At 65.4% G+C, this 15,124-nt stretch carries 16 protein-coding genes; 3 read left to right on the top strand and 13 right to left on the bottom strand.

The annotated features are described in order from the left end of the window. Positions 1–157: 157 nt before the first annotated feature. From K9D25_RS16240 to K9D25_RS16215, 6 genes are all read right to left on the bottom strand, one after another. The gene (locus K9D25_RS16240) at positions 158–541 is read right to left on the bottom strand and encodes a hypothetical protein (RefSeq protein WP_244376670.1); all 384 of its coding nucleotides are present in this window, start codon (positions 539–541) and stop codon (positions 158–160) included. Between the two features lie 99 nt (positions 542–640). After that, positions 641–1,774 (bottom strand): phage major capsid protein, encoded by a 1,134-nt coding sequence (locus K9D25_RS16235; protein ID WP_244376669.1) that lies wholly within the window; start codon positions 1,772–1,774, stop codon positions 641–643. Between the two features lies 1 nt (position 1,775). After that, complete coding sequence (locus K9D25_RS16230) at positions 1,776–2,285, bottom strand: HK97 family phage prohead protease (protein WP_244376668.1); 510 nt, start codon at positions 2,283–2,285, stop codon at positions 1,776–1,778. Next, entirely contained in the window at positions 2,272–2,670 is a 399-nt protein-coding gene (locus tag K9D25_RS16225; RefSeq protein WP_244376667.1) for a GTA-gp10 family protein, read from the bottom strand. Before K9D25_RS16225 ends, K9D25_RS16230 begins: the two co-directional genes overlap by 14 nt. After that, positions 2,660–3,844, bottom strand: a complete 1,185-nt coding sequence (locus K9D25_RS16220; RefSeq protein WP_244376666.1) for a phage portal protein — start codon at positions 3,842–3,844, stop codon at positions 2,660–2,662. The genes K9D25_RS16225 and K9D25_RS16220 overlap by 11 nt, the downstream gene beginning before the upstream one ends. Beyond that, positions 3,841–4,371, bottom strand: coding sequence for a hypothetical protein (locus K9D25_RS16215; protein WP_244376665.1), 531 nt, complete (start codon positions 4,369–4,371; stop codon positions 3,841–3,843). Before K9D25_RS16215 ends, K9D25_RS16220 begins: the two co-directional genes overlap by 4 nt. Before the next feature lie 340 nt (positions 4,372–4,711). On the opposite strand from K9D25_RS16215, the gene K9D25_RS16210 reads away from it, so the two are divergent. Next, positions 4,712–4,915: a hypothetical protein gene (locus tag K9D25_RS16210; RefSeq protein ID WP_244376664.1), complete on the top strand. Its 204-nt coding sequence runs from the start codon at positions 4,712–4,714 to the stop codon at positions 4,913–4,915. A gap of 180 nt (positions 4,916–5,095) precedes the next feature. Here K9D25_RS16210 and K9D25_RS16205 read toward each other — a convergent pair whose 3' ends face one another. The 5 genes from K9D25_RS16205 to K9D25_RS16185 all read right to left on the bottom strand — a co-directional run bounded on the left by K9D25_RS16205 (position 5,096) and on the right by K9D25_RS16185 (position 8,860). Further along, entirely contained in the window at positions 5,096–6,709 is a 1,614-nt protein-coding gene (locus K9D25_RS16205) for an AAA family ATPase (RefSeq protein WP_244376663.1), read from the bottom strand. Then, on the bottom strand, positions 6,690–6,959 hold the full coding sequence (locus K9D25_RS16200; RefSeq protein WP_244376662.1) for a hypothetical protein: 270 nt from the start codon (positions 6,957–6,959) through the stop codon (positions 6,690–6,692). The genes K9D25_RS16205 and K9D25_RS16200 overlap by 20 nt, the downstream gene beginning before the upstream one ends. Positions 6,960–7,053: 94 nt before the next feature. Beyond that, entirely contained in the window at positions 7,054–7,299 is a 246-nt protein-coding gene (locus K9D25_RS16195; RefSeq protein ID WP_244376661.1) for a hypothetical protein, read from the bottom strand. Beyond that, entirely contained in the window at positions 7,299–7,514 is a 216-nt protein-coding gene (locus K9D25_RS16190; RefSeq protein ID WP_244376660.1) for a helix-turn-helix transcriptional regulator, read from the bottom strand. Before K9D25_RS16190 ends, K9D25_RS16195 begins: the two co-directional genes overlap by 1 nt. 92 nt (positions 7,515–7,606) lie before the next feature. Then, a complete protein-coding gene (locus K9D25_RS16185) occupies positions 7,607–8,860 on the bottom strand; it encodes a tyrosine-type recombinase/integrase (protein WP_244376659.1) in 1,254 nt (417 codons plus the stop codon). A gap of 322 nt (positions 8,861–9,182) precedes the next feature. Between K9D25_RS16185 and K9D25_RS16180 the strand changes: the two genes are divergently transcribed. Next, positions 9,183–10,661 (top strand): tyrosine-protein kinase family protein, encoded by a 1,479-nt coding sequence (locus K9D25_RS16180; RefSeq protein ID WP_244376658.1) that lies wholly within the window; start codon positions 9,183–9,185, stop codon positions 10,659–10,661. Positions 10,662–10,671: 10 nt separating this feature from the next. Here the strand turns inward: K9D25_RS16180 and K9D25_RS16175 are convergent, their stop codons facing one another. Further along, positions 10,672–10,914, bottom strand: a complete 243-nt coding sequence (locus tag K9D25_RS16175; protein WP_244376657.1) for a DUF2842 domain-containing protein — start codon at positions 10,912–10,914, stop codon at positions 10,672–10,674. Between the two features lie 153 nt (positions 10,915–11,067). Here K9D25_RS16175 and K9D25_RS16170 point away from each other — a divergent pair, with 153 nt between their 5' ends. Next, entirely contained in the window at positions 11,068–12,156 is a 1,089-nt protein-coding gene (locus K9D25_RS16170) for a COX15/CtaA family protein (RefSeq protein ID WP_244376656.1), read from the top strand. A gap of 34 nt (positions 12,157–12,190) precedes the next feature. Here K9D25_RS16170 and uvrA read toward each other — a convergent pair whose 3' ends face one another. Beyond that, positions 12,191–15,094: an excinuclease ABC subunit UvrA gene (uvrA, locus tag K9D25_RS16165; RefSeq protein WP_244376655.1), complete on the bottom strand. Its 2,904-nt coding sequence runs from the start codon at positions 15,092–15,094 to the stop codon at positions 12,191–12,193. Between the last annotated feature and the right edge of the window lie 30 nt (positions 15,095–15,124).

Genomic DNA, 15,124 nt, shown 5'->3' with positions numbered 1-15,124 from the left:
GCAGTCGTCCCCATCCGATTGAAAAGACGCTGCCGACGAGTGCTGGACTTGTAACGACCTTGACCCCTGGTGTCCCATTACGGGTGGCGGCGGGGAGGTCTACTTCCCGTTGTTGGACGGCCCAGCGCCGCCCTCATTGGATAGCCGCCGGATTGGATCAGGCCACGGGCCGGCTGGCCGCGTTGCCCTTGACGGCTACCGCGCCGAGCGCAATCGAAGTGCCGCCGGCCTTTGTCAGCGAGAGGCGCACATAGCGCTTGAATCCCGAGTAGCCGAGCTTGTACGTGCTCGCTGCCACCAGCGTAGCCGGAACAGTGCCCTGCACGGCCGAGGCGGCGGCGTCGGTGAAGCCAGAGCCGGAAGCATCGGATTCCTGCACTTTGATGCCGAAGTCACCGGAACCGACGATCGCTCCGGTATTGATGACGAAGCCCACCGAGCCATAGCCCAGCGTGTCGATGGTAATGCCATCAGCGGCAGCGGCCTGAACGGCCGGTGCGATAGCCTGGACGGCGCCGAAATTGGAAACGAGATCGCGCATGAAGCGCTCCTTAGAAACGCGACGACCGCCCCGAAGGGCGGCCGGTCGCAGGGGAACGGGGATGTGGGTGCTTGCCGCCAAAATGGCGCTAAGCAGGCGTCAGGACGTCGCCATCTTCAGCTTCCGGAACTTCGCCGGCTGCAGGACGCGGCCACCAACGCGCCTGGTGGCGTGGTACCTGGTCAGACCGTTGGTCGCGAGCAGGTACGGATTGACCAGGATCGACAGTCCGACGCGGTCGACAATGCGATAGCCGCTGAAGTCGGCGTAGATGATCGGGAAGCTGCCATCGGCGAGGTCAGGCATGTCAACCATCTCGACGACGGGACGGCCGAGGATGGTTTCGGGCTGACCGGCCTGGTAGCTCGGCGACCACAGATAGTTCGACTGGCCGTCCTTCAGCTTCCTGATAGTCGCAAGCGTGGTGCCATTCATCGCCCAGGAGCCGGCATTGCGGTACGTCGCCGGCATCGCGTAGAGCAGAGAAATAAGCGCATCGGCCTTTAGCTCGGTCGCGTGGCCGTTCGCGGTATAGGCGATGCCTGCATGGGTCATCACGCCTTCCGGCTCGAGCGCGCCGTTGCCGGAGACGAAGGCGAGGCCTTCCTTCTGGCCGAAGTCCTCGGCAAGGGCGAGGCGGACTTCAGTCTCAACCGCGCCGGCGCTGTCGGCGATCAGCTGATTCGAGATGTCAACGTAAGTGTTGACCTCCTTCACCGCGATCTCCGCCTGGCCGAAGGCCGGTTCGCTGCCCTCCTGCGCCTGCGTCTCGCCCTTCCAGCGAGCATTCGTGATCCCCGTTCGGGTCGGGTAGATCACGTTCGGCGCGCCGGTGGAGCGGATGCTGGCCACGCTGCGCATGGGCGAATACTCGACGAGGTCCCGCAGGAACTCGGTGCTCATCTCGTCGGGCGCCAAATATCCGCCCTGAGGATCGGACGACACCGTCAGCGTCTTCAGTTCCTCGGCCGGGGCTTCCTTGCCGTGGCGGAGGTAGGCGGCGAACGCCTTGCGTTCCACCGAAGGCTCGGGGCGGGTATCGCCAGCCGGGCGGGAAGCCTTCGCCTCGAGCTTGTCGAGCCGGGCGGCCAGGGCGGTGGTGTCGGCCTTGGTTTCAACGGCCTTCAAGCGCTCGTCGACGGTCTTGGTGAGGTCGTCCAGCGCCTTGGTGACGATACCGGTGGCGTCGTCCTCGCCGGCCGACTTCAGTTCGATGGGGGAATGATAGGTCATGCTAATGCGCCTCCTTGGCGCGCAGGGCCGCAGAGGCCGTGTTGATGATTTCAGCGAGGCGAAGGGCGTCCGCTGCAGACTTGGCGCTGGTGACGCGTGCGCCGGGATGGCTTGGGATGGTCACCAGGCTGCACTCCAAAATGTCGAGCGCAGAGATGGTCCGGCCGCCTTTTCGGGGCGCGGACTTTCGGGTGACGAAGCCGATGGACAAGCCACCGACGGCGCCAGATTTGACGAGGGCGTGGATCTCGCGCGCACGCGCAACCTCACCGATTAGGAGGCGGCCCTTCACCTCGAGCCCTTTGTCGGTCTCGCGCACCTCATCCCAAACGCCCACCGGGTCGTTCGGGTCATGAAACGCGAGCATGGGGAGCGCAGCCGGCGAGCCGGCGAAGGCGCCTTTGACGATGACATCGCCAACGCGATCTGGCGTGCCGAACGGCCAAGCCGTGCCGGTGATGGTGCCGGCGTCATCGGCCGCGATGGCCGTTTTCAGTTCAAGCCGCTGCATCGGCCACCTCGTCAGTCCACACGGCATCGCTTTCGCTGATCCCGAACAGGGCAGCGGACAGTGTCAAAGCCGCCAAATCTGCGTAGGTGCCGGGACCGTTCTTACCGATCGCGGCGGCAATTTCCGGAGCGGTAGCGCGCCGGTCGCCCGTCGGTTGCGGCGCGCCTAACTTCGCGATGATCCGCTCCATCGGCGTCGGACCATGCAGTGCGAAGGACAGCACGAGCTCAACGTCCGCCGTCGACCACGTTCCGGCCTCGAATTTCTTCAACACGGCATAGGTCGAGCCTCCGAGCGCGGCGTCGAGTATGGCGAGGCTGTCGCGTCGAACAGTGAGGCGGTGTTCCCGGCCGTTGATGGTCGCGCTGATCGAATTAACTAGCATTCGCGTCTCCTGCCGCGCTCGGCGGCTTTGCGGTGGAAATTGCGGGGTTGATGAACGTGTCGCCATCCGGGTACGGCGGCAGGCCTTCCCATCCTCGCGCCTCGTTCGGGTTGAGCACGCGGGCAGAGATCAGGCTGGAGTACGCCGTCGCACGCGCGCCGAGGTCGGCACGGGTGAGGTCGTCGCGATCGATGACGATGCGCAGGCCAGACTCACCAGCCAGCAAAGCCCGGCCAAATGCGGACTCGACGGCGCGGAGCCAAGGTTCGAGACAATAAGTCAAGAATTCCTTGCCCATCTGTTCCGAATTGGACCAGGTGGCGCGGTCGAGCTCATAAAGCATCGAAGGTGGCACGCGGAATGCGCGTGCAATTTCGATGTTCTGGAACTTGCGGTTCTCGAGGAACTGCGCATCCGTGCTGTTGATGATGCCGGGATTCCACTTCCCGCCGTTCAACAACACTGCCGTGTTGCCGGACTTTGACGCTCCGTCATGCGTCTCATGCCAGCTTTGCAGTAGGGACTTGAGCGCTTGCGCCGGTAGATCGCTGGGGATCTCGATAATTCCGCCAGGTCGCGCACCGCGGGCGAATAGGCCCGCCGCGTGTTTCTCCATGGCCGCCGCCGCGCCGATCGCCTCGGCGGCCAGCGAGACGGGGCAGCGGTCGAAGGGGCCGCGCACATGCACGATGTCGCTGGCCGCGATGGGTTGGCCGGCCAGCCTGTACGAGGGCTCGCGGGTCACGACGTCATACTGAACGTCGATTTGCCCGACCTGCGGCTGGATGATTTCGATAGGTACGCCGTTGGCGTTGCGGCCGACATAGGCCAACCCGCCCCGGTCGTTGACGAGCGCCTGGGCTACGAGGTCTCGCACCAATTCCCAGCCGTCCAGCCATTCATTCGCCGCGCTGGTCAGCAGCTTGTGGGCGGGATGGTCGGTGGCGTCGATGTCCGTCCCGGCTTCATCGACGCGCACGACCTTGATCGGCAACGTCGCGGCTGCCTCGCTGATGACGCGCACCGCAGCGGCCACGGCAGGCACACGCAACGCCGTGGGGCCGCTGATGGCCGTAGCGCCCGTGGTGATGCCGAATAGGGCTAAGAGCTCGGGGTCGGGGGCGGCGAGGGATTTCTGTTCCACCGGCGGGGCGGGCTTGCGGAACCACCTCATTCCTGGATCCCCGCCAGGCCGCGGCCTATGCGATGCAGGAGCCGTCCGGGCAGCGTGCGCGCCGAGGCGATGGTCTCGGCATCGTCAGGCGCCCAGGTCGCGCCGGAGGCCGTGAAGACCTCTTCGAGCGGGTCGTCGGTGCAGGTGTATCGGATGACCACGGCGTCGCCGGCATGCACCGTTACGGAGGCCTTCGCGGCCAGCACACTGGCCGGTGCGAGGAAGTCTGGGCCGCCTGCCGAGACGAGCATTCGGCCAATGTAATCGCCGACGGGCATACCCTGGTTGCGGTAGTCCGACATGATGGCGGCGAGCCGGGCGGCCTCGACGAGCGGCCGATCAACCAGAAGCGCCAAGAGGAGGCGCGCAACCTGCGGCGGGTTTACCAATGCCGGAAGCCGGCCGCCGGGCGAGCGAGCGAGCTCTCCGAGCTCCTGAAGGCGACGCGCCTGCATATTGACGTGGTGCGGAGAGAGTTCGGTGGCGGTCGCGACGACGTCGACAACCGCCGAAAGCGCGTAGCGCATCGGGGATCCTCTCGTCGCGACGGCGCGCGACTATGTTGATGGGAAATAAAAAAGCCGCCCGGAGGCGGCTGTTGGACGAGACGACGGGCGCCTCAATCTCGGCGGGGCTGAAACCAACCCCTTCATATAACCCGCTCGGCGAACGGTTCTGGTTATAACCAGCCGGCCGCGCTGAAGGTGCTCTCCTACATATACCCGCTTGCAGGGCTGATTTAGTCACCACCAACTAAGCTGCACGCACCAACTATGCGGAGCCAATCCTGGTATTGTGCCGTAGAAGCTGAATGGTGTAGTTTGGGAGGCAGCTTGCGGTAGATATCAGGGAAGTGGGGGAGGCACCATGAAGGTGAAAATTTTCCGACATTCTGACAGCGCTCAACTGGAGACAGTGATTAATGGCTGGCTGGAGCAAAATCCGGCAATCGAGTACGTGTCTGCAGACTATCAGATGTTCTTCAAGCCGGGTGGTCCTAGCACCGTCGGCAGCATAACAGTCCACCACGATCCAGTCGCGATATATAGCGTCCTTCTCTGGTATCGCTGACCTTTTCTCGAAGTATGCCGAGGCGGCGAGCCTCGGCCAACGGCACATCTTTTTTCTCTCAAAACACCGGCACACAGACGGCACATCCGGCACAGTATAAATACTGTGTGCCGTTTGTGCCGTCTATCGTAGTATGCCCATACCCTAAACGGCACACGGCACAAGACGGCACAAAAGCAGTTATGTGCCGTGTGCCGCTACCCAGAATTCGCCGTCGTGGTGGTACACCGTGCCCGCCTCGGTGAGCGCGCGCCGCGCCCGCTGAAATCGGACCTTCAGCGTGTGTTGCCTCTCGCCGGGGCAGGCCGCATAGAACGCCGCGCGCCATTCGTCTTCGCGGAGCTTGGCGCCTTCGCGGCAGGCCTCCGTCAGGATCGCCAATGCTTGCGCGTTGTGCCCCTTTAGCTTCGCAACCAAGGTTTCTGCGAGATCGGCATCGGCGGGCACGACTACCGGCGCCATCGTCGGCTCTCCGTCTTCATCGACGCCAACCTCAACCCCTTCCATGCGGAAGCGGCAGATTGGCCCTTCGTCGCCATCATTCGTGCCGTCGCAAATCAGCACGTGGGTGCCGCCTTCCTTCTTCACGAGAAAGCTGGCGTCAACGGCGCCATCCAGGTCGATCGCGCCCTTGCCGCGCTCGCCTGACCACGAAGTGTGGTGGACGACGGTGACGTGCGCCTTGGTCTCCAGCAGCACGTCGATCGATTGGACGAAGCGGGTCATGTCCTTCGACAGGTTCTGATCCCCTGGCCCGAAGGTGCGAGTCAGCGTGTCTATGATGATCCACACCGCGGGTAGCCCGACCTCATTCGCGGCGTCGCGGATGACCTGGACGAGAGCATTGGCGTCGGAGGTGTTAGACGTCAGGTCGATGCGCCCGCCGAGAACCAGAAGCGGCATGTTTGCCGGCACATCATGCCGCTTGCGGAAGGCGAGCATGCGGCGCTCCGTCAGCGCCTTGCGCTCGGCTGCTATGTAGACGATCAAACCTTGGCGGACGCGACGCCCCATCCACTCCATGCCCGCGGCGACGTGGCAGGCGATGTCGGTCAAGATCACAGACTTCCCGGATCCCGGCAGGCCGGAAACCACCGTGAACTCGCCGTCGCCGAGCACGCCTTTGACGAATGTCTGTTTCGGCGCGGCATCGGCGATCTCGCCAAACCAGGTAAGCGTGAAGCGGGGCTTGGCAGCGCTCGCGGCTACCGGCTCGTTATCGTTCGCCGCAGCGGGCGCGGGCGTGGCGCCCCAGAATCGGTGTTTACCGTCCGGGGCAATGTCGATCTGCCCAACGCGGCCCTCGACGGTCGCGCCATAAAGGCACCACTCCCCGCCGTGTGGACGCTGACGGATCTCTCCGCCATGTTTTTCCCGGAGACCCTCAAGCGCCGCGAAGTCCAGATCCCGGCGCGTTGCCTCAACGGTCTCGAAACTGGTCTGGCCGGCGACCACGTCCTGGACCAGGTCCATCGCTTCGGCAGAGTAGGCGCCTTCGATCTGCGCCAATTCCGGCGCGCCCTGACGCCATGCGGCGCATACGGTGATCATGTCGTTCGTGCGGATCCAGCGGCTGAAGCCGTCGATGATCACGCCAAGCCTGGGGACATCCGCAGCGGTCAACTCGTCGAGACGCGCGGGGGTGACAGAGTCCCGGTCCACGGCGTCCCAATCGATGCGGCCATCCGCCAAGGGGAGCAGCACGCGATCACCGCACAGGCTTGCCGCGAACTCACTGAATCGAGACCACGCCGCTTCAAGGACCGGGTCCGCTTCACGCTGCGCGACGGTCATGCGGCTCGATCCCGACGGCGCCAAGCGCTTCCTCGATGACGGCGACGCGGACGGCCGGCGAGAAGTTCACCGTCTGGGTGCCGCCATTGCCGGAGGGTCCGTAGACCAGTCGTCGCCCGTCCGGTGCCTGCACGATGCTGCACCCGCTGATGGCGACGCCATCAACGGGCTCGAGGTCGAACCGGCAAAGCGGCAAGAATCCGCTGCGGCCCGGCGGCAGTGAAAGCCGGCGGGCGTTCAAAATGCGCATGTTTTCTCCTTCCCGCGCGGCTCAGCCGGCGGGTGGTGATGGGTGGATGGTGGAGGTGTGGTGGCGTCTAAGGCTGCAGTAGTGAGGAGCTAGGTCAGGGCAATGGCACGCCGTCTTCTAGGAACGAGCCCACCTTCAGGAGTGCTTGGAAGGCGACATCGCGGCTTGGTGGCGTCATCGCCTGGATGCACGCCTCTTTACACAACCACAACGCATAAGAGTGGTCGTCGTTGGCGCGTATCATCAGCACGTCGAACGCCACCCGATGATCATCAAATCGTCCGGCCCTCAGGGCGTCCGTGATGAACGTGTAGTCGGCTTGCGTAAGGTATCCTGACATCATGCCGCCTCGCGCTTGCCGGGAACGTTATCGTTGGCGCCGGCCCAGGTCGACGTCCGCACCTGCGCCGCGACGAAGGCGTCAAGGTCTTCGGCCCGGTAGAAAACCGCACTGCCCATTTTGACAAACCGCGGCCCGGTGCCAAAGCACCTCCACTTATTTAGTGTGCTGATCGACAACCCCAGCCGTTCCGCGGCTTCCGTCACTTTCAACATGCTCGTCCTCCATGGCCGCACCGTGCGGCAACAGACAATTAGGCGCGACCAGAGGAAATCAGCGGAAATTTCATGCTATGGCGCGAGTTGTCCTAAATCTCGCTCTCGCCCCGCATGGAGTCGGCGATCCGGCCCGCGATTATGTCGGCGGCGGCACGTACCGGATCAACTTGCAGGTGGGCATACCTCTGCGTGGTCGCCGAGTCCGCGTGGCCGAGTAGCCCGCCGATTGTTGGTAGAGACATGCCGGATGCGGCGCCGACGCTCGCGAACGTGTGGCGCAAGTCATGCAGACGAACGCCCCCGAGACCGGCCCGTGCCGAGAGTGCCGACCATGGCTTTTTCAAATCTGCACGCGGCTTATTCGGATCGTTGCCGGCGATCACATAGGTGCCGACGCGGGGCAGGGCGGTCAGCACTGCCTGCGCAGCGGCTGACAGCACAACGGCTTTTCGGCCGGTCTTGCTGTCCGGCAGGAACAGCATACCCCGTTCCGCGTCGTACTCCGACCACCGAAGATTCAGGATCTCTCGAAGACGGCAGCCGGTCAGCATCAAGAGCCGGATAGCGCCGGTGACGTGCGGCGAGAAAACGGTGCGGTTCTTAACCTTGGGTGCATGCTTGGACGCCGATGGCGCATGCGGGATGCCGATGGTTTCAGCCTCGCGCAGGGCAGCACCCAAGCGCCCGATCTCCTCGGCGGTGAGGTAACGATCCTTTCCCTGTTCGGCGAACTTCTCGACACGGGCGCACGGGTTCGTGCCTTCTGGGACCAAGCCCACCCCGCCGGCCCAGTTGTAGATTGCCCGGACCAGCGTCAACGCTCGGTTGGCGGTGGTCTTGCCCCCCTTGCCGTCGGCCTTGGCTGCGAGGGCTACCTGCCAGGTCTCGACGTCTGCGCGCGTGATCATGGCGGCACGCTTTGCGCCAAGTGCGGGCAGGATGTGGGTGTCGAGAAGCAGTTGATAATACCCGGCCGTCGACGGTTTGCGCTTCGGCCGCACCTGACGCGTCATGTAGGCGTCAGCGACATCGGCAAAGCTGTCTGCCGTCCGTTCCGCTCGGCGCTGCGCCGATGGATCTGCGCCCCGGCGGATGTCCGCGAGCATCCCCCTTGCCATCTCACGGGCGTCCTCCGGTGTTAGCTCATCCCCGCCTATCCGCACTCGCCTCTTGGCGACTCCTCGTCCCCCGGCGCCGGGGCGATATTCCAAGACCCACGAGCGCGCGCCGGACGGCATTATCCGCAGGCCGAAGCCGCGTACCTCATCGTCGAAGTAGATCGTCGGCTTGTCGGCCGGGCGAAGCCCTGTAACAGCGCGGCGGGTGAGCTTCATGGTCGGCATCGGCGAACCTCCATCATCCGTCACGAATGTAGTGGAGTCGCCACCGAGTCGCCACCGCGAGAGCCATCTGGAGGAAAGTGAGGGAACCCGTTTACCTGCCGGCCCGCCGCCAGAGCATGTGTTCTCAATGGTTTGCGGACACTCTAGACAACAGCGTCCAACCATGGGAAAAGCAGGTACTAAGTCTGGGGGACTAGGGGTCGGAGGTTCAAATCCTCTCGCTCCGACCATTTTCACCGGCACCCCCAATAGCCGGTGACACTTCCCGACAAGTCGAGACGCTTTAACACGGTGGAAACCATGGCGGTGCCTAATAGGCCCCATGATCGACCCCCGCGAAAGCACTCCGCCGATGGCTGCAGGTACCGTCTCTGAGACGGCTGCGCCGGATTCCGGGAATCGGTCGACACACACACGCCGGTTCCTGCGCGGGCTCATTCTGCCGGCCCTTGCCGCGCTCGCTATGGCCGGTGTCGCCGGCGAAATCACCGCGCCACGCTACGAGTCGCGCGCCCGGTTGTGGATCGACGGGCGCGACGCCGGGGCAGGGCGGGACAGCGTGAAGGTCCTCGCTTCGCGCAACTTTGCGCGCCAGGCGATTGAGACGCACCGCCTGACCGCACGCCTCGCCGCTCCCACCGCGAGCGGCGCCGGAGTGCTGTCTGGTACCGCCCTGCAACTGGCGGGCTTCGCTCTGCCGGCCGACGCGGCGCCGCTCTCACGCGAGACCCTCGCCTTGCGCAGCCTGGAACGTGGGCTGGAGGTGCGGCAGATCGGCGGGGGGCAGGTGGCGATCGACGTCGTCTCGCCCGACCCGCAGCTCTCGGCGGATGTGGCCAATGCCCTTGCCGCGACCTATGTCGAGCTGCGCCAGACACGCGGTGTCCATGCGGCGGAGCCGGAGAGCCCCGCGCCCGTGTCTGCTCGAATCATCGCCAATGCCGCACCGGCGACGGCCGCGCGCTGGCCGACACCGCTCATCTCCAGCCTTCTTGCGGGTATAGGCACGTTCGTTCTGGTGTTCGGCCTGCAAGGCTGGCTGCGGCGGCGTCAAGGTGCCTTGGGCCACGAATATGGCGCGATACCGCTGCCGGAGACGACACCGCGCCCACGCCAGCACCTTCCCTGGATCGGCGCTCACTCCGGCGAGCCGACGAGCTCCGCCGAACTGACCAGCCCGCTGCGGCTGCTGTCGCGGGAGCGCGAACAAGCCGACCTCGCCCGGCTGATCGAATTGCGCGGATCCGCGGCGCGCCTTGTCACGGTCACCGGCGGCCGTGCCGATGAATCCATCGCCCGCTGCGCGCTCGCGCTCGGCCGTTCGCTCGCCGGGACGGAGCAGCGCGTGGTGGTGGTTTGCCTCGACGTTGCCTCGCCAACCCTCGACGGCCTGACCGCCGACCCGCGTGCGCCGGGGCTGACAGACCTGCTGTCGGGTGTCTGCGGCTTCTCCGACGCCATTCACCGTGAAAGCGCCTCGCGCTGCCACGTTATCCCGCCCGGGCGCGGGGCACGCGAGGCGGACGGCCTGGTCACCGCCGACCGGCTGCCGTTGATCCTGACCGCGCTGAAGCAGACCTATGATCACGTTATTGTGGCCGCGCCGCCTCTGGGCGGCATGGCGGGCGCAGAGCGTCTCGCCTCTCTGAGCCCGACCACCATTCTCGTCACCCAGCCGGGCGGGATGGCCACAGACGCGGTTCAGGCCTTCGATGCACTCGCGTCTCTTGGTTTCGGTGAGATCGCGATGGTGACCTTTACGCCGGAGGCCGAACCCCGCGCCTTCTCGCGTGCCGCCTGAGGTCGCGCGCTCAAAGGGTTTCTGAGCGTCGGTCGTGCCTCTGCATCCAGCGGATCAGCAGTCCCGCCGGGACGATCCAGCCAATGCCCAGCACCACATAAGCGACGAATTGCCCAAGGGCGGGCAGGGTGGTGACGCGCCCCTGCGCCAGCGCCATCGCCGCCAGCGCCCAACCGAGCACCAGAAACACCAGCAGCACGGTGCCGATGAATTTGCGCGAGCGAGCGGAAAGGCCGGGACGAGGGGCGGACATGGGCGGCTCCGGTCAGGACGGTCGGGCGCGAGACAATGAGTCCCGTTGCGCGCGGGCAGCGGCCTCTATATCGCTCGCGACGCCCGGGCGGAAGCGGCCCGGCGCAGGGTGGCCGGTGGGGCAGGCGGCCGCCAATGCAGGGAGCGCCCGCTTATGGTTCAGGATCACGTCGCCACCGACGTCCCCCGTCACCTCGCCGTGCCACGCGCCAGCGAACCTTCCGCCGGCGACCGTCTGCGGCCGGTGCGGCTCTGGCTCTATTTCGTGGCGGCGCTGGTGGTGCTGATGGTCGTCGTCGGGGGCGCCACACGGCTGACCGAGTCGGGCCTTTCCATCACCGAATGGAAGCCGGTGACCGGCACGCTGCCGCCGCTGAGTGACGCGGCGTGGCAGGCGGAGTTCGACAAATACCGGCAGATCCCGCAGTACCAGCAGATCAACCGCGGCATGAGCCTCGCCGAGTTCAAGTATATTTTCTGGTGGGAGTGGGGGCACCGCCTGCTCGGCCGGGTCATCGGCTTTGCCTTCCTGCTGCCTTTCCTGTTCTTCCTCTGGCGCGGTGTCATCGACCGGCCATTGCGCTGGAAGCTCGCCGGCCTGTTCGTGCTTGGCGGTCTTCAAGGCGCCGTCGGCTGGTGGATGGTGGCGTCCGGGCTGGTCAACCGCGTTGATGTCAGCCAGTACCGGCTGGCGACGCATCTCACCCTCGCCTGCATCATTCTCGCCGCCATCGTCGCGGTCGCCACCCAGCTCAAGCCCCCCCGGGAGAGGCGCGCGTCGCCGGACTGGCTACGCGGCTATGCGCGGATATTGTTCGGAGTGGTGGTGCTGCAGATCTTCCTCGGCGGCCTCGTCGCCGGCCTCGACGCCGGTCTGACCTACACCACCTGGCCGCTGATGGACGGGCATCTCGTGCCGCCGCTCGATAATCTGTTCGTGCAGCAGCCGGCGTGGCGGAACCTGTTCGAGAATGTTCTCACCGTGCAGTTCAACCACCGCCTCGTCGCCTATGTGCTGCTCGCGCTGGCCCTCGGCCACTGGCTGAGCGCGCGGCGGATCGGCGGCGCGGTGCGCCAGCGGGCGACGCTGATCCTACTGCTGGTCTGCGCCCAGGCCGCCCTCGGCATCCTGACCCTGATTCATCAGGTGCCGATCGACATCGCGCTGACGCACCAGTTCGGCGCCACGCTGGTGCTGATCGCGGTGACGGTGAATCTGGTGCGTTTGCGCGAAGGCGCCTGAGGCGCCAGCGGCGCGACCCGAAAGGGCCGCGCCCCTATTCCGCCGCGCTGCGCGGCTTCAGCGGTCGGCGGGCGAGCACGTCCGCGAGGAAGCGGCCGGTATGGCTGCGCTCGGCCTTGGCGATCACTTCCGGCGGCCCGGCCGCCACGATCTCGCCGCCGCCATCGCCGCCTTCCGGGCCGAGGTCGATGACCCAGTCGGCGGTCTTGATGACTTCGAGATTGTGCTCGATCACCACGACCGTGTTCCCCTGCTCGACCAGTTCGTGCAGCACTTCCAGCAGCTTCGCCACGTCGTGGAAATGCAGGCCCGTGGTCGGCTCGTCGAGGATGTACAGCGTGCGCCCGGTGGCGCGCTTGGACAGCTCCTTGGAGAGCTTCACCCGCTGGGCTTCACCGCCGGACAGGGTATTGGCCTGCTGGCCGACATGAATATAGCCGAGCCCGACACGGGCGAGCGTTTCCAGCTTGTCGCGCACCGCGGGCACCGCCTTGAAGAACTCGGCGCCTTCGTCCACCGTCATGTCGAGCACGTCGGCGATGGACTTGTTCTTGAAGGTGACTTCCAGCGTCTCGCGGTTGTAGCGCTTGCCCTTGCAGACATCGCAGGTGACGTAGACATCGGGCAGGAAGTGCATCTCGATCTTGATGACACCATCGCCCTGGCACGCCTCGCAGCGCCCGCCCTTGACGTTGAACGAGAACCGGCCGGGTCCATAGCCGCGCGCCTTGGCTTCCGGCAGGCCGGAGAACCATTCGCGGATCGGGGTGAAGGCGCCGGTATAGGTCGCCGGGTTTGAGCGCGGGGTGCGGCCGATCGGCGACTGGTCGATGTCGATGACCTTGTCCAGGTGCTCCAGTCCCTCCAGCCCGTCATGCGGCGCCGGCGGCTCGGAGGCGCCATTCAGCCGCCGCGCCACCGCCTTGTACAGCGTGTCGATCAGCAGGGTCGACTTGCCGCCGCCCGACACGCCGGTAACTGCCGTAAACAAGCCGAGCGGGATCGACGCGGTGACGTTCTTCAGATTGTTGCCGCGCGCATTCACCACCCGCAGCATGCGCTTGGGGTTCGGCTTGCGACGCTTGGGTACCGGCACGTTGAGCTCGCCGGTGAGGTATTTGCCTGTGAGCGAATTCGGGTTGGCGAGGAGTTCCTTCGGCGTGCCCTGCGCCACGATGCGCCCGCCATGCACGCCAGCGCCGGGGCCTACATCGACCACGTAATCGGCGGCAAGGATCGCGTCTTCGTCATGCTCGACGACGATGACCGTATTGCCGAGATCGCGCAGCCGCCGCAGGGTGCCGAGCAGGCGCTCATTGTCGCGCTGGTGCAGTCCGATGGACGGCTCGTCCAGCACATAGAGCACGCCGGTGAGACCGGAGCCAATCTGTGAGGCGAGCCGGATGCGCTGACTCTCGCCACCGGACAACGTGCCGGAGGCGCGGGCGAGGGTGAGATAATCCAGCCCGACATCGAGCAGGAAGGCGAGGCGCTCGCGGATCTCCTTGAGAATACGCGCGGCGATCTCGTTCTGCTTGTCGGTGAGCTGGCCGGGGAGGCTGGCGAACCACTCCAGCGCGTGGCGCACGGAAAGCTCTGCCGCCGCGCCGATATGCCGGCCGGCGATCTTCACCGCCAAAGCCTCAGGCTTCAGCCGGTAGCCATGGCAGGCGGCGCAGGGAACGGCGGAGAAATATTTGCCGATCTCCTCGCGCGCCCAATCGCTTTCCGTTTCGCGCCAGCGCCGTTCCAGATTGGTGACGATGCCCTCGAACGTCTTCACCGTCTCATAGGCGCGCATGCCGTCATTATAGACGAAGCGGATGGTCTCGGCCTTCGAGCCGTGCAGAATGACGTTGCGCACATTCTCCGGCAGCTCCGACCAGGGAGTCGTGAGCTTGACGCCGTAATGACGGGCAATCGCCTCCAGCGTCTGGCCGTAATAGGGCGAAGTCGACTTCGCCCAAGGCGCGATGGCGCCCTGCTTCAGCGAGCGCGCCGCATCCGGGACGATGAGGTTCGGGTCGATCTTGCTCTCATGGCCCAACCCATCGCACGTGGGGCAGGCGCCGAACGGGTTGTTGAAGGAGAACAGCCGCGGTTCGATCTCGGCAATGGTGAAGCCGGAAACCGGGCAGGCGAATTTCTCCGAGAACACGATGCGGCGGGCGTCGCCGCTCTCTTCCTTCTCGTCGGCGAACTCGATGACCGCGATGCCGTCGGCCAGGCCGAGCGCCGTCTCGAACGAATCCGCCAGCCGGCTGGCGATGTCTGGCCGCACGACGAGGCGGTCCACCACCACGTCGATATCGTGCTTGAACTTCTTGTCGAGCGACGGCGCGTCGGCGATCTCATGGAACTCGCCGTCGATCTTGACCCGCTGGAATCCCTTCTTCTGGAATTCGGCCAGTTCCTTCCGATACTCGCCCTTGCGACCGCGCACCACGGGCGCGAGCAGATAAAGCCGCGTCTTCTCCGGCAGGGCGAGCACCCGGTCGACCATCTGGCTGACGGTCTGGCTTTCGATCGGCAGTCCGGTGGCCGGCGAATAGGGCACGCCCACGCGCGCCCAAAGCAGGCGCATATAGTCATAGATCTCGGTGACGGTGCCGACCGTCGAGCGCGGATTCTTCGAGGTCGTTTTCTGCTCGATGGAAATGGCCGGCGAGAGGCCGTCGATCTGATCGACATCCGGCTTCTGCATCATCTCCAGAAACTGGCGCGCATAGGCCGAGAGGCTCTCGACATAGCGGCGCTGACCCTCGGCATAGATGGTGTCGAAGGCCAGAGACGACTTGCCCGACCCGGACAGGCCGGTGAATACCACCAGGCTGTCGCGCGGGATTTCGAGATCGACATTCTTGAGGTTGTGCTCGCGCGCGCCCCGGATCGCAATCGTGCGGGCATCGCGGCGCGGGAGATCCACGCGGTCCTTCATTCCGAACTCTTCTCGCCGGTTTCTACGGGC

Source organism: Ancylobacter polymorphus, from assembly GCF_022836935.1.
Taxonomy (GTDB): domain Bacteria; phylum Pseudomonadota; class Alphaproteobacteria; order Rhizobiales; family Xanthobacteraceae; genus Ancylobacter; species Ancylobacter polymorphus_A.
Note: the sequence above shows the minus strand (reverse complement) of the source record. Positions and strands in the feature narration are given on the sequence as shown.